General features: G+C 60.3%; 14 protein-coding genes. 6 read left to right on the plus strand and 8 right to left on the minus strand.

Annotated features, from left to right (window positions below):
* Positions 1–165 precede the first annotated feature (165 nt).
* From ACVMIM_RS13035 to ACVMIM_RS13065, 7 genes are all read right to left on the minus strand, one after another.
* On the minus strand, positions 166–3468 hold the full coding sequence (locus ACVMIM_RS13035; protein WP_040980044.1) for a UvrD-helicase domain-containing protein: 3303 nt from the start codon (positions 3466–3468) through the stop codon (positions 166–168).
* Positions 3465–6107 carry a PD-(D/E)XK nuclease family protein gene (locus ACVMIM_RS13040; RefSeq protein ID WP_476112355.1) on the minus strand — a complete coding sequence of 881 codons (2643 nt, stop codon included), beginning with the start codon at positions 6105–6107 and terminating at the stop codon, positions 3465–3467. The genes ACVMIM_RS13035 and ACVMIM_RS13040 overlap by 4 nt, the downstream gene beginning before the upstream one ends.
* A 202-nt stretch (positions 6108–6309) precedes the next feature.
* Positions 6310–7203, minus strand: a complete 894-nt coding sequence (locus ACVMIM_RS13045; RefSeq protein ID WP_052457614.1) for an SDH family Clp fold serine proteinase — start codon at positions 7201–7203, stop codon at positions 6310–6312.
* Entirely contained in the window at positions 7200–7547 is a 348-nt protein-coding gene (locus ACVMIM_RS13050) for a ubiquitination-like system serine protease family protein (protein ID WP_476112357.1), read from the minus strand. Before ACVMIM_RS13050 ends, ACVMIM_RS13045 begins: the two co-directional genes overlap by 4 nt.
* Positions 7532–8917 carry a ThiF family adenylyltransferase gene (locus ACVMIM_RS13055; RefSeq protein ID WP_052457615.1) on the minus strand — a complete coding sequence of 462 codons (1386 nt, stop codon included), beginning with the start codon at positions 8915–8917 and terminating at the stop codon, positions 7532–7534. The genes ACVMIM_RS13050 and ACVMIM_RS13055 overlap by 16 nt, the downstream gene beginning before the upstream one ends.
* A complete protein-coding gene (locus ACVMIM_RS13060) occupies positions 8914–9303 on the minus strand; it encodes an E2/UBC family protein (RefSeq protein WP_052457616.1) in 390 nt (129 codons plus the stop codon). Before ACVMIM_RS13060 ends, ACVMIM_RS13055 begins: the two co-directional genes overlap by 4 nt.
* A 12-nt stretch (positions 9304–9315) precedes the next feature.
* Positions 9316–9567 (minus strand): multiubiquitin domain-containing protein, encoded by a 252-nt coding sequence (locus ACVMIM_RS13065; protein WP_476112359.1) that lies wholly within the window; start codon positions 9565–9567, stop codon positions 9316–9318.
* Positions 9568–9649: 82 nt separating this feature from the next.
* Here ACVMIM_RS13065 and ACVMIM_RS13070 point away from each other — a divergent pair, with 82 nt between their 5' ends.
* The 3 genes from ACVMIM_RS13070 to ACVMIM_RS13080 are packed head-to-tail and all read left to right on the plus strand — an operon-like array spanning position 9650 to position 10668.
* The gene (locus tag ACVMIM_RS13070; protein WP_082037026.1) at positions 9650–9856 is read left to right on the plus strand and encodes a DUF6290 family protein; all 207 of its coding nucleotides are present in this window, start codon (positions 9650–9652) and stop codon (positions 9854–9856) included.
* A gap of 27 nt (positions 9857–9883) precedes the next feature.
* Complete coding sequence (locus ACVMIM_RS13075) at positions 9884–10093, plus strand: hypothetical protein (protein ID WP_040980050.1); 210 nt, start codon at positions 9884–9886, stop codon at positions 10091–10093.
* Entirely contained in the window at positions 10093–10668 is a 576-nt protein-coding gene (locus ACVMIM_RS13080) for a Fic/DOC family protein (protein WP_040980052.1), read from the plus strand. Before ACVMIM_RS13075 ends, ACVMIM_RS13080 begins: the two co-directional genes overlap by 1 nt.
* A 205-nt stretch (positions 10669–10873) precedes the next feature.
* Here the strand turns inward: ACVMIM_RS13080 and ACVMIM_RS13085 are convergent, their stop codons facing one another.
* The gene (locus tag ACVMIM_RS13085) at positions 10874–11482 is read right to left on the minus strand and encodes a hypothetical protein (protein ID WP_040980054.1); all 609 of its coding nucleotides are present in this window, start codon (positions 11480–11482) and stop codon (positions 10874–10876) included.
* A gap of 320 nt (positions 11483–11802) precedes the next feature.
* Here ACVMIM_RS13085 and ACVMIM_RS13090 point away from each other — a divergent pair, with 320 nt between their 5' ends.
* From ACVMIM_RS13090 to ACVMIM_RS13100, 3 genes are all read left to right on the plus strand, one after another.
* Positions 11803–12525, plus strand: a complete 723-nt coding sequence (locus tag ACVMIM_RS13090; protein ID WP_040980055.1) for a helix-turn-helix transcriptional regulator — start codon at positions 11803–11805, stop codon at positions 12523–12525.
* Between the two features lie 83 nt (positions 12526–12608).
* Positions 12609–13268 (plus strand): acyl-homoserine-lactone synthase, encoded by a 660-nt coding sequence (locus tag ACVMIM_RS13095; RefSeq protein WP_040980057.1) that lies wholly within the window; start codon positions 12609–12611, stop codon positions 13266–13268.
* 67 nt (positions 13269–13335) lie between these two features.
* Entirely contained in the window at positions 13336–14910 is a 1575-nt protein-coding gene (locus ACVMIM_RS13100; RefSeq protein WP_082045209.1) for a S53 family peptidase, read from the plus strand.
* Positions 14911–14922: the final 12 nt, after the last annotated feature.

Genomic DNA, 14922 nt, shown 5'->3' on the forward strand with positions numbered 1-14922 from the left:
ACGCCTCTATTAGCTGCGCCGTCTACCCCTAGACTGTCTGGGTCTTTTGCGCCGTGGGCTCAATTCATCAGCTCAGAATCCTGAGATGTGCCGGGGAATAATGCAACGAATCGGTTTGGCTTTGACCGCAACGGAGCGCTCGGCCCCGGTTTGGAGCGGTGCGAGTCAATCTGGCAGGATCGGCACGATTTCTCCCGTGGTCATGTATACGATCGTACCGCGCGGCGCCGAGGTTGCCCGCAGGTATCGCTGCAACTGCTGAACATACGCGGCCCGGTGCAGGTCGGTGTCGCGATCACTTTTCCAGTCCAGAACCTCCAGGACCTTACCGTCCTCGATAGCGATCGCATCGACACGGCCAGCGAGAAGATTGCTGGGGGCCAACTCACTCCAGACGGAGAGCTCCGGTACAAGGATCGGCAGGAGACGCTGCACATAAGGGAGCTGAAACGTCTGCAGCGCCGTCGCCGCGAGTTCGCGCGGGACCAGGAACTCGTCCGTGGGCTTGAGGGCGAGAAGCTCGTCGCGAAGGCGTTCCGCCCGGGCGCTAACATCATCCTGCGGCGAGAGCTCTCCGGTCAAAAGCTCTTCCATGAGCTTGTGCAGGATCAGTCCCCGAATTCTGCCGGCGCCGATCGGCTCGACATATTCGAATGTGCTGCCCGGCTCGATAGCCATGGCGGGGGTGAGGATCTCCGCTCGATCTGGGTCATGAACACTGGGGTTCACCCAGCGCAACGCCGGCGTCGCGGCCTGCACGATCGCGGCCTGCCGGGCGAATGTGTCTGCGTCCTGGGGGACAGCCACGGCCTCCGATCCGGTGGCCGGTCGTGGCTCGAGCGCATTGAATTTCAGTTCATCGAGCAGGTCGAATCTGAGATTGACTAACTTCGACCAGGCAGCCTGCCCCGCCGAGGAAAGATAGGGCACGATCAAGAGATCGCGGGCACGTGTGCACGCGACATACCACATGCGCTGATTTTCCAGCGCCTGGCGCCGCGCCTGCTCCTCGCGTGCAAGCGTAAGCGCAGAGGACGAAACGCCCCCTATGACCCAGTGCAGCGTGTTGTCGGAACGCCGATGCACAAATCGCTCTGAGGGCCTTGCTTGTGTACCCATGTTGATCGGAATCACCACCGGCCATTCGAGACCCTTCGCACTGTGAATGGTCACGATCTCGACCGCGTGCCGCGACGCGTCGATCCGTCCTTCCTGGCGCGAGGCGCGGCTATCCCAGTCAAACTGGAGATGGCGAACGAATGCCCTGAACCCCCGAACATCAAAAGGCCGCGCGAGCTCGACAATCCGATCAAGATTTGCAAGCGAGCGCGCGGCGCGATTGTTGCCGCTGCGGGCAGACAGCGCGACGCGCAACTGGAGCTGCTCGATTGTCTCGGCCAAGAGTACGCGTGGCGTTGTGACGTTCACGCGCGCACGAAGTTTTTGCAGGGTCTCAAGGACAGAGCGGGCTACGCAATGGGATATTAGGGCGGGCGGTGTTGTGATGTCGAACAGGCCAGTGGGGGAGGCCTCTGGTCCGGCCTGATGGACCTCTTCGGCAATGTCGAGCAACTCTTCGTCTGTGAGGCCGACCATGGGTCCGCGCATGAAGGCACCGAACGCAAGCCGGTCGCGCGAGTCCGCCAGCGCGCGCAAGAGCGCCAGGACATCCTGCGTCTCCTGCTGCAGGCAGAGCGTCTTGCCGGCCTGCGACGCAACGGCGAGCCCGAGCGCTTCCAGTGCGCGTTCGTAGCGCCAGAGTTCGGTGCCGGTTGGAGCCAGGAGTGCGATGTCGCCCGCTTCGAGGAGGCGTCGGTCTCCGGTGTGTTCGTCCTCGATTTCGATGGCTGCTATGAGCTTTGAGCAAATCTGTGCAATGACGGCCGCCTCGTCGTCGCGCTGCTGCGCCATCTTCGCCTTCTGACCATCGCCTATGGCCACATGCGAGGCACAGGCGAATCCGTGCAATGCCCCCTCTCGCGTGGCAGTGAGTGCGCCATAGCTCGGCTGTCCGTCTGCATCGAGGACCGGCTGGAACACGCTGTTCACGTAGTCGATGATACCGGGCTGGCAGCGGAAATTGGCACCGATATGGATGATGCGTTCATCGCCGAGACGGGCAATGGCCTGCTTCGCCTGTTTGTAGCTATCGATGTCGGCGCCCCGGAACGCGTAGATGGATTGCTTGGGATCCCCGACGACAAACAGCGCCCCATCGCGAAGGTTGGCGTCTTGCCATCGATCGGGCATGCTGCAGGCCGAGATCGAAAACAGGATACTGGCCTGGATCGGATCGGTGTCCTGGAATTCGTCAACGAGGATATGCGCAAAGCGCTCACCTATCGCGGCGCGGACGACATCATTGGTGGTGACGAGGGCATGGGCGCGCTGCAGCAGATCGTCGAAATCGAGGACGGCGGCGTTTTCCTTGCGTTGCCTATAGAGGTCCGTGACCGGATCGAGGGCACGCGACATCGATTCGACCATGGCATCGCCGATCTGACCGAGTAGATCAAAAAACCGAGTCACACAGGTGTGGAAGTGCTCGTCGGCCTGCTGGCAGAGTGCCGTCCCGTCGCCTTTTCCATACGCCGATTTCCAGCGACTAAGATTGCGCGGCTCAGTGAAGGTAAACTCGTTCCATTTCATCGAGGCCGTGTGCGGCGGGTTCGCGAGCTCCCATAGCCGGGAGAAGCTCGGCTCTGTCTCGAAACAGTTCTCGTAGAATTCGGCGAGCGTCTCGAACTCCTGGATCAATGATCCGGTGCTGCGCTCCTTGGGATAGTTCGCTTGCCAACGCCGAAAGGCGCGGACGCTTTCGACAAAGTCGATGTCTTTGCGCAGCGAGAGGTCGACAGGGAAGGTACCCGCGCCGGGGTGCGCCAGCTTGAGCTTGGCAAGATCAAAGCTGTCCTTGACGACCTTTAGCGGTTCAAACTTGGACAGGACAGCGACTGGATCCTCACCTTTCTGGGTTCCGTGAGAGAGGCGGTCGAACAGCCAGCCCGAGATGACGCTCTCGAACATGGCATCAGCGGTGGGCGCATCCATCATCTGTGATCCGGGGTCGAGCCCCGTTTCGACGGCGTAGGCCATGATGATCTGCTGGCAGAACGCGTGAATCGTGCATGAGGTCATTTCGTCGAAGGCATCGATCGCCGAGCTGAGGACAGCCCTTTTGTCAGTGAGAAGCTCAAGGTTGACAGCGCCGCGCAGAACCTTCGGAATGTGGCCCGCCAGCAGTTGCGTTGCATATTCGCGAATGCGCAGCGACAACTCGCTGGCGGCCAATTCGGTGAACGTAATCGCGGCGATGCCGCGAGGTGATACACCGTTCAGCATCAGCATGACGACACGACCGGCAATCAGCGATGTCTTGCCTGTACCCGCTGCCGCTTCGACCAGCAACGTCTTGTCGAGTTCGGTGAGAACGCGATTGCGTTCGAAGGCATCGCTCAGCATCATCATGGCTCATCCCAAAGTGGCACTAGCCTTTGCTGAGCGGCGTTGAAGCCTTCCTCCTTCCGCCCTCGATAGCGGTCGAGCGCTGCCGGCAGTGCGATCCTGAGGTCGTTGTAGCCTGCAAACGCATCTGGCCCCGGATAGGCGACGCCGCTTCTGAGCCCTTCGACTGCAATGTCGATGAAGCGCAGCAGCGTGTCCTCCGCCCGCTCGAGGACGTCGCCGTCAAGGTTTGCAGCAGGCCCCATCGTGTCGAGGTATATGAGCCGAGCGATGACGGCGCTCGCTTGGGGGATGAGCTGCTTGATCGCGATGGCGTAGAGCGCGCGCTGAACTTCGGCGCCGCCGCCCAGAATCACGTCACGCAAATTGCGCGGCGTCGTGCCGGTCTTGTAGTCCGAAATGCGTACGCTGCGGCGGTCGGGCTTCACATCAACGCGGTCGATACGGCCCTTCAAGCGAAGCCCGGACTGACCGATCACGACTTCCTGGCGCTCGTCCCAGGGATCGGAACGCTCTGCCGGTGATTTCGGATTGCCGAAGGGGATCTCGCTGAAGCTGCGGGTCCCCGGGCCGAAGCGTTCGTCGATTGTCAGGCCGCGGCGGGCGCGCCGTCGTGCCTCGTCGATGGTATCGAGCCACAACAATCTCGGGGGCACCGCTTGGGTCAGCGGCCAACGCTCGGCGATGTCGCGTGCCGCCGCGCCAAGGGCATTATCGATTTCTTCTGGCGTTGCCCCGACAAGGCTGGGGATGGGTTCGATGCGCTCGATTGCTAGCCGAAGCAACTCATGCACGAGTTCGCCGAACGTGATGGGATCGAACTGCAACGGTTCAACGGCAAGTTCGGGAGCGGTCATTCCCAATGCCCGTAGCCAGACAAAGCCCAGCGGATCGCGCAGCATGCGCCGCAGGGAAGTCGCCGATTGCGGCGTGTTCAGCGCGCGGGCAACGGCTGGGTGGTCTTTCCGATATCCGCCATCATGTGGCGTGGGATCCAACCTGCGCGTCCAATCCGTCCAACAGGACATGACGCTCTGGATACGCGGCAAGGAGAGCGCATCATCAATACGAGCGAGCAGACGATCCCCCTCGCTGAATGCGTGTTCCGGCGTTCTGGTCCGCGAAAGCGACCGCTCCGTGACTTTTCGTTGCAGCAACGCGCTCCTAGCAAGGAATGCACCGTCGGCTGAGCGCCTGCTGCGGGACAGCGCAACGCTCGAGTCTGGGTGACTGACGAGGACCTCGAAGGCCAGCCGATCGCGTTCCAGCCGGGGCAGGTCCGCCAAGTCACGCTCGCTTAGGACATGATCGGGCAGCAGCGGGTCCACACCATCGGAGCGCGGCCAGCTTCTGCTCGAAAGCCCAATCAGGCGCATGTGCTTGCGCGGCACACCAACGAGGTCAGCCGCTCGTGCCCAGACGACATTGTTGGCAGGATCGCTTTCATCGGCGATGCGCAATGACGTAAGGGTCATCTCTATGGCCGCAGCCGGTCCCAGGCGAAGCGCTTCTTGCCAAAGGCCGAGGCTCTTGCCCCGCAGCAGGGTCTCTCCGAGTCTGACCGCCGCCTGAGGTCCGACATCGAGGTCACGCAGCACTGGCATGAGGGTCGCTGCGATGGAGGAACCATCGGAACGCGAAAGCGGTTCGAAGCTGCTGGCCCAATGATCCGGTTTAAATAGACCCGCCTCGGTCGGGATGCCTTTCATCCAGTCAGCCGGAAGGGCCTCCGACAGATAGGGAGAGAGCAGCGATAGGCGGCGGACGCGATCCTGCGACAGGCCATTGATCATCACGTCTGCCAACGCCGCGCAGCTCTGGCCAGCGCGAGTGCTCAGGGCGGAAACGCCGCTCGCGAAATGAATGGGGAGCTCAGCGTCCGCGGCGAGCACCAGCATGTGGTCATCCCAGGCACCGAGGTCGGCACTCGTGATCGCAATGTCGGAGGCCTGTGTTGTGCCGTCGCTCAACAGCTCGCGAGCCCAGCGAAGCGCTTCGACGACCTCTGCGCGAGGATCTGCACATACGTCGCAGATCAGATCTTGGGAGGGCGGGCTGGTCGTGGGCACAATCGTGCCGGGAAACCAACTCCGGTCGCGTGTGCCGGGCGCGTCCCAGGTGATTTCGACAACTGCCGCTAGGGCCTTGATCAGCGGCCGCCACACCGGGTCGATCGAAATCAGCCTATGGAAATACAGATTGCCAACCGTGGCACGGGCATGTGCCACGCCCGCGATAGCTCGGTCGCAAAGGTCCCGGGGTAGAAGCGCACCAATTGGCAGATGCCTGTGTAGGTAGGCCTCGATGCGCCCCAGATCGCTCAGACGGGCGCTCGCATAACGCAGATCGTCGAACTGAATGTCCGCTGCCCATATCCGCGCCAGACTCGCGAGCACGGCCCGCGCCATGCCAGGGCGCGTCTTGACCGGTTCCAATTCTTCGAAGGCAAGCTCGCTGAGCGCTCGAGCAACGATTGGGACGAGGGTGGCGTAGTCTGCGGGCCGGGCGAAGCCGCCCACAAGGCGGGCACCGAGCAGGGGAAGCGTCGAGACATCCCGACCGTGGTCCCCCTCACGCGCGGCGGCGGCGCGCTGCATGCCAAAGGCGAGGGTGCCCTGGACTATGACGGTGTGACGCTTCATTTTGGCAGACAGCATCTCAAATGCGGGCTACGATTGAAAAAAAGGCAAATCAAAGGAGGTCGTTCACATCGCAATTCCGCATACATCTCATGGCAACAGGCGATGACCACTCGCGGTCGTTCAATGTTGGCGCTGAACGCCCCGTCGGTAAATCACGTGCTCGATTCGCTATGACTGACAAACAGGACGAACTCTACGGCCATCACACGATCAAAGAGACATAGTTCGATTCGAATATACGCTGTTCGGGTTCAATGGCCAATCTCAGGTGACAGTAGAGGGCCCAATACCTACGCCACACCGGGTCGTTTGAGGACATGTACTCGACCGTAAGATCCATTTCCTTAGCCGTCTCCCATCCGACCATCTGGCCGTGCGAAGGGTATTTGTTGATGTCCATCAATTCACTGGTGATCTTCGAAAAATTCTTACCCTGGCGCCTGAGCAGTTTCTCGGCCAGCGACTTGGCTCGGTCCCTTACGGATTGGAATTTCCGGACGATTGTCGGATCGAATTTTTCGAACGTGATCCTGGCGGCAAGGTCGTCTGGAGCTTCGCGCAACGACTTTCCAGCAAATTCGTATGCATTCAGGTAGGTCAGGACCGAATAGACGACGTCCGATCCATTGCCATCCTTCGACGAAACTTGCGGATCGATCGGGCCAAGCTCCGACGATTCACTCATCACGATAGTATTCGCTCCCAGCGCCATCAGCGTGCCAGCGCTCTTGGCGTAGTCAGGAACGATGACCCTGAGCTGACCTTCCGCACCTGCAGCACTGCGAACCAGCCCGATCAGCTTTTCGGCGGCGTCAACATCACCGCCCGGCGTGTGCAGCATAAGGTCTATCGGCTCGCCTGGCGTGACATTGTGGAGCATGTCGACAAATCCCAAGGTGTCGATGCGGTCCACAAGCGCCTTGTTGCCTGCAATGTAGCAGAGAAGCTTGGGCTGAGTGCTTTCGATCTCCCTGATGAGCGTCTGGCGCTGATAGCGCGCCGCGTTCATCGCCGTGAACATTGGCGTCTTCTCGATAGCACGCGGCGGGATCATGGCCGGCTGCACTTCCTCTTCCTTTTGGTTGCTTTCACTCATCGGTCACTATCCTCTGCCCATTCTACGCGACCACCGCGGATAAAGTAGTGGCACCTCCGCTGATTGCCGCGAAAGTCCACGCTTGGAGAGATCGTCAGGCGCGTGATCTGGTTTACCTCCCAGTGCGGCCGGCGCGCCGGGTCGGCATTGAGCATAATGCGATGGCCGGTCCTGCAAGGGCAATCGAATACGATCCATTTGGTGCGGGCTGAATCGCCGACGAGCGCGACCGCATTCCGCGGAAGACGATCAGGCACCTCGTCCGCAGAGAATGTCTGACCGACGACACGCCAACGCCAAAACGGAATCCATTGCCACCAGGAAATCTTCATTCTCGGCCCCATAGCTGGCCGAGGAATGGCTCCTCGTCGCCCGTGCCCCACTTACCCTGCACGGAGTCGCAGTAATGCCCGCCCCGAGGGAAAGCGCGATTGGTGGAAATCTCGCGCTCGTGCAACCTTAGGAGGGTTTCTGTCGGACGATCGGGCGGGCCGTAACCAATCAAGCGGTCTAACAACTCGTTGACCGCGGCTGCCGCGACGGCCGTGGTGAAAGCCACCACCGCCGGCTCGACTTGGCCCAAGGCTGGCGCATACCCTTCGTCCGCCAAACGCTGGCGTTCTTCTGGCGTCTGCATCTCTGCTGCTGCGCGGGCCATGTCGACCCGATTGCGGCATACGAGACAGCCGGCTCCCGGTGTCAGCGTCGTGATGCGGCCGTCAATGCCTGTCAACGTCCCGCCGCTGTCACTGCTTAGGAGAACCCCGACGTCAATGACGGGCGTCAAAAGATAGGTCGCCAGACGCGACAGCACCAGCCGTCCGGCGTTGTCGTCTGTACACCCAAAAACGAGGTCTGCCCCTCGCAGCGTCTTGGCGACTGATTTGACGGTCACCATTCCCGGAACGGTTGAACAATTGAGGTCCGGTGCGATACGCATCAGGTGCGCACGCAGCACCTCGATCTTCGAACGTCCGACGTCGGACGGCGTCGAGCCGTAAACGCGCGTCACATTGCTGGACGACAGCACATCGTTGTCCAGCAAAAGAAGATCGCGCACGCCCAGCCGTACCAACTGTTCCGCGATGGCGGATCCGGTGCCGCCGGCGCCGACGATCGCCACACGCAGGTTGCCGAGCACGCTTTGAATGTCTGGCCCGAAAGCGCGCACATTGCGGTCGAAGATTGCATCGGGGGCCGACAGGTTGTGGCCGAAGTTTTGGATTAGCCGCCAGCGGTCGCTCACGATCCAAACCCGATCGATCGCCAATGCGCTGCCGCCCTCCGGCGTCAGTTCGCCGCTAAAGACGACGCTTTCGCCGCGGGGCGACGCGATGAGCGTAGCATACAGACCGGAGCCGCTGCGCAGCTGGAAGAGATCACGAATGTCGTGGTCGACCTGCCGATCGTGCTCGCTTGGCAGCGGCACACCGATTTCGCCTGGATGGGTGTGAAACCAGATTGGAACAGAGCCGTCGGCTTCCGCCGCCCCGAGGGCGCCGACATAGCCTTCCGAACGGATCAACATGTGATGCGGGCTCTGCTCGTTATACGCGGTTTGCGGCACCCAATGCATGGTCCTTGCCAGCAGACGCACGTCCGAGCCGATATCGACGCGCCGAGCGAGCAGAACACCTGCGCATTCAAGCGGATTGCGCGTGACGGCGATGATTTCGTCAGCAAGCGGACCAGGAAGGACGAGCGTGATTGTCATGCGGCGCGCGCCCTTCCGGCTGCTTCAAGCTCCATGCGAACGAGCGCCAAGTAGCTTTCCAGCGAATCGATGCCCGACCGCCACTGGCCCGGGTTAAGGTGACGGGACCACCGCTGCCACCTGCGCCCAAGATAGTCTTCCTGTGAATTTGTAGCGACGATCGCCTGACCATCTGTCCGTATGACGGCAGGCGCGAACCACCACATGTCTGGGTGAACATCTGGGTAGCCAGGGGCGAGCCGAAGTAGGAGATCAGCGGCCGTTGCCGTGAAGCCATTCGGCAATTGGAAAGCCGGAATGACGATCGCGATCATGCCGCCATCGAGCGAGACAGAATGTCCAGGCGCCCGCGCCTGCAAATACTCTTTATCGATCGGCGGCAACATATTCCCTTCTCCTCAATCGCGGCCCGGGTTGATCTGGGCCGGCGCGGTGAAGAAGCGCAGGCCATTGCGTATCTCGACCTTGGTGGCGTCATCGATTTTCTGATCGGAGCCTCCAGGGATGACTTCAAACAAGTCGCGGTCTGGCCCGATATCAGGTTCGGGCAATTTCCTCAGCTGCGCACCGGTGAGGGTCGACTCCTGGACCTTGTACGTGGTGCGGTCGATCTTGATCTCGAAAGCCTTCGGCCTATGATCGTCGTTCATTGATACCTCCGTTGATTGATACCGTGATACCATGACACCATGACAGTTGACAAGAGGGTAAGATTGGTGCAAAACAGGCATCATGAAACAAGCAAAAGCGATGACTGTTCGCCTGTCCGAAGAGCAGGCTCAGGCTCTTGAAATGGTCGCAACCGTCGAGAATTTGCCGGTGTCTGACATCATTCGGGCCGCAATCACGACGCATATCGAGACCCGTAGGCGAGATCCTGGGTTTCAGGCCGGGTTGAGGGATCGCATTTCTCAGGCGCGAAAGCTGCTCGACCGCTAATCCGGCTCACTGCGACTAAGAGGACCGATGAAAAAGACAAGCAAGAGCCTCAAGCCGAGCGAGTCGGGCCACGTTCTTGGACATCGTACCTTCGCCGCTATAACGGCCGTCGAGGGGATTAGCCTTGACGCGGTCAGCCGAAAGCGTCTCGCCGACATGAAAAAGCGCAATCTTTCACCTGACGATCAACGCTCCGAGGTCATACGCGCCTACCTGAGCGCCAAGTCGCGTGGGTGATGGCTGTCGGCTACGACGCTTTCGACGACCCTTATTCTTACAAGGGCACCGCCACACTCAAGAACAAGCTCGGTCTGCGGGATGCTTCGCTACTCGAAGCGTTCGAGCTTGAGATGACCGCGCTGCGTGCTCGCGAACCGCTGCCGAGAGGTAAGTTCGATGCTGCTCACTACCGGCGCACGCACCACCACCTGTTTCAGGACGTGTATAGTTGGGCAGGCAAGTACCGCACCGTGCGCACAGCAAAAGGCGGCAATCCATTCTGCTATCCCGAGTATATCGACAGCGAAATGACAAAGCTTTTCGCCACGCTTCCGGCGGCGATCAGTGCGATCGATTCCGAACAGTTCATCTCAGAGGCCGCCCAGTTCTTGGGTGAGCTCAACGCGATCCACCCGTTCCGCGAGGGCAACGGTCGATCGCAACTGACGTTTATGGCGATGCTCGGCGAAGAGTCGGGATTCCGTTTCGATTTTTCGCGTGTCAAGCGCAGCACGTTCATGCCGGCGATGATTGCGAGCTACGCGCGAGAACTCAAGCTGCTCCGCGCCGAACTCAGGAGCCTGTTGCGCTGAAGAAGCTTTGATGCGGAGCGCTTGAACAGCCCAATTATTAAGGCGTGTGTACACAGGATTGGCGATGCTCCAACCCGGATCAGCGCCTCCCTTTGTCGGGACGGAACGTGTTCTGCATTTGTGCCTCGAAAGTCGCATAAAGGGCATTGTCGAATTCGCGACCTACGTCGTCTAACGAGGGGCCTCGATTTGATTGGGGCGAGCCCTAAGGGGTCCCGCCTGCAAGTTGGTCGTGGATGCGTGCGCCGACCACACAGAAGCTTTTCACCGCGTCCTTGTAGGACTGCAAGGTCTGGCGCATATGCGCCAGATGTGTCTGCCGCATTGTCTCCAAGTCTTGCATCGCTTTGGCATATCGCGCAGCGGCTTCCTGCGGTGTTTCCGGTTTCGGCGGGCCATCGGGCATCGGGAGGATGAGAGGCGGAAGGCCGCGCGGGGTCTGTATTGCCAGGAGCCTATAGTCGTTTGCTAGGCGACCATAATCGCTCAACGTTGATTGGATGCCGACCAGTTGCCGAACGAGATCGCGAAAATCATCCGCCGGAATGACTTTGAGGCTCTCTGCATCCTGCTGGATGTTCAAGAGGGCAATCCCGAGGGAGGGGACGAAAACGGGCTGCTGGTCGATCTGCACCCCGGCCAGCGTTTTGTTGATCGCTTCGCATTCCTGACCAGCGATCTGCAGAAAACCGACGACACGGTCCTTCTGTTCGCGCGAAGCGCGCCAGTTATCGAGATACAGGGCTGCCGGGACACCGAACAGCGTGGTGAAGATCGGCAGCAGGAGGAGAGCGATCCACGGATTCTCGATCATACTACGTTTCTGGCTGGCCGCGACTTTGACATCCGACGATTTTGACGGACTATTTGCTTCAGCCGACGCAGGCACTGGCCTCGTGCCGGTTTTCTCCACTTTAGGTCGAGACGACCCTTGTCGTTTCTCGTTGGCGCCAGCCAAGCGTTTCCCTCGCGTCATCGCGGACCCCTCTAGATCAGCAGCGCCAGCTATCGCATCAGGCAAGCATTGATAGGCTGCCGAGGCTTGCCCTGGACGACCTGATATCACGGGCTTTTGCGTATGCGAGTCTTCTAAAATAAGCTATAGATTGTTCGTGCGGGAGACGGGGCTCTGGCATGATCGATTCTGATGTATTCGACTTTGTCGAGCGGTGCCGGAAGCACACGGCTACAGGGCCGCTTTTGTGCGATCTGCTCGGGACAGTAACAAAGCTTGGATTCGAGCATCTTATATTGAGTGGCGTGCCCCTGGGCGGGCAGAAACTCGCGCCGATGGTAGAATTGAACGGCTGGCCGGAAGGCTGGTTCGAGCGCTATGTGGAAGCCGAGCATGCCGCCGTGGACGGCGTCTGCATCTATTCGGCCAAGACGTTGAAGCCGTTCCTTTGGTCCGATGTACCCGCCAGATGGTCTGGGACGGAAGCTTCGCGGCGCGTCGCCGGCGAAGCGACGGAGTTCGGCATCTGGAGCGGCTTCGCCGTGCCGATGCTGAGTGTCCACCACTGGCAATCGGTGCTGTCATTTGCCTCCTCGCAAAAGACCTGCAATCTGTCTGCGCGCCAGCAGGTGCAGCTTGTAACCATGGCGGTCTACGCCGGCATGACGATCCAGTCCTTTTCCAATGACGCCGGAGACGGCGAGGGGCCGCTGACTGACCGGGAAAAGGAAGTGCTGCTGTGGGCGGCGGCCGGCAAGACTTCGTCCGAAACTTCGCAGATCCTCGGCCTAACGGAGCGCACCGTCAAATGGCACGCCACAAGGGCCCGCGAGGCCTTCGGCGTCGCCACTACCACGCAGGCCGTCGTCGAGGCGGTGCGCCGGCGCCTGATTCATCCTTGAGCCAGTCAACTGTCCGATCGGACAGGTGACGCAAATTAGAACGGCTGCAACTATCCCCCCAAGAACGATCGGGGGATCGCGCGATGATTACGGCTCATGTCGTCAATGCGCAGAACAGGCATCTCTACGAAAACGAATTCGACGAGTTTCTGCGCCGCCGGCACGACTTCTTCGTCCATCAAAAACGTTGGCGCCCTCCGAGCCCAGACGGTCGCGAACTAGACCAGTTCGATACTGACGCGGCGACCTACCTACTCGGCATGGAAGAGGGTCGCGTCGTGACCTCGGCCCGATTGATCCCAACGAGCGAGCCGCACATGGTCTCAGAGGTCTTTCCTCACATGTGCGAGAAATCGGGCGTTCCAAGGCGTCCTGACTGGGCCGAATGGACCCGCACCTTCGTCGTACCCGAAAAGCGTTCGACCGGGCTGAGGGGCACGCTGACGCAGCTCTGCTGCGCGGTCATGGAATACGCCCTCGACGAAGGCCTGAGCGCTGTCGGCGGCGTCCAGGAGACTTACTTTATGCCCCACCACGGCGCGCTGAAGTGGCACGCCAAGCCGCTAGGCATGGCCAGGGAAGAAAACGGCGAGTGGTACATCGTGGCATATATCGAAGTGAATGAAGCGGCATTAGCCAGTGTCCGCAAAATACTCGGATTAGATCGTTCGCTGTTGGTTCGGCGGGGCATCCAACTCCCATTCGTCAAGGTCAATAGGCACTTGGCTGAGGTTGCTCGCTGAAAATAGAACAAGCGACCCGCTTGAAACATGTGGTCTGAGCCAAGCAAAACCAGGGAGGAACATCGAGATGCCGGCCCAATATGTTGAAATTCCTGGCAGCAACCGAGAGCCACCTGTCGGATCGGCACCAATAGCCTCCGTGCACGCCACCAATCCGCGCGAGCAAATCGAAGTGAGTGTGTACGTCAAAGACGAAGGTGGCGACCCGCTACTGAAGATGAAACCTGGGGCCGTACCGCCTTCCACCACCGAGTCCACCGCGGCGCGGGATAGCGCAGCGTTCGACAAGGTTCGCAAATTTGCCAGCGAAGCTGGCTTGTCGGTAGTGCTGCAGGATCCCGCTCGGCGGCTGATAAAGCTTGCCGGCCCAGCTGATAAGCTCGAAGCTGCTTTCAGAACAAAACTGCACTATTACAACGATGGCAAGAACGCATTCAGAGCGCGATCTGGCAGCCTTTCGGCACCTGCCGACGTTGTCGGCAGCATTGAAGCTGTCCTTGGTCTAGACACCCGACCTATCGCCAAACAAAAGCTCACCCGCGGGGCCAATCCTCACGTGGTGACCGGTCATCTGCCAAACGAAGTAGGGCGTTTTTACAACTTTCCCCAAACCAAAGGGCTTGGCGCCGGACAATGCATCGCGCTCATTGAACTTGGCGGAGGTTATCGCGACAGCGACAATCGGCTCGCCTTCGAGACTATGCGGCTGCCGGTCCCTACGGTGACTGCTATCTCGGTATCGGGGGGAGGCAATAATCCTGGACCGGATCCAAACGCGGATGGAGAAGTCGCGCTCGACATTCAAGTTGCTGGCGGGGCCGCACCGGGCGCCAAGATCGCCGTTTATTTCGCACCAAATACCATCCAGGGCTTCGTCGACGCGATAACCCGTGCCGTCAACGACGCCCAGAACAGACCGTCGGTTATTTCCATCAGCTGGGGCTCGCCCGAATCGCAATGGACCGGGCAGGGGTTGGCGGCGATGAACTCTGCATTGAAAGATGCCGCAACGCGCGGAGTAACCGTGTTTGCTGCTGCCGGCGACAACCTGGCTACAGATGGCGTTGGCGATGGCCACGGGCACGTCGATTTCCCAGCGTCATCGCCCTATGCCGTTGGTTGTGGAGGCACCTTTATCGATACCGCCAAGGGGAAAATTACGGGTGAGGCCGTTTGGAACCACGGCGGGTCTGGCACTGGCGGCGGAATTAGCGACCGGTTCGACGCCCCGGGATACCAGGCGAACGTCCAGTTCCCGCCCTCGGTCAACCCTCGCCAGGGAAAAGGGAGGGGAGTGCCGGACGTCGCGGGTGACGCCGATCCGCGGAGCGGCTATCGAATTGTCGTCGCGGGGAGCGGTGCCACGATCGGAGGGACGAGCGCGGTCGCGCCACTATGGGCCGGATTGATCGCCCTGATCAACGAAGCGTGCGGTCGCCCGCTTGGCTTCATTCAACCGTACCTTTACGGCGCCCCGCAGGCATTCAGCCAGATCACCAAAGGCGACAATAAGGACAACGGCGTAGGCTACTCCGCTGGCGGCGGTTGGAATGCATGCACCGGGCTCGGAGCACCCAAAGGCGAAGACCTTCTCACAGTATTCAAATCGGCGATCGGAGCTGTCAATGCTCCCCTGGCCTAGCCAGTGTAGAAA

This window comes from Mesorhizobium sp. USDA 4413, from assembly GCF_056280365.1.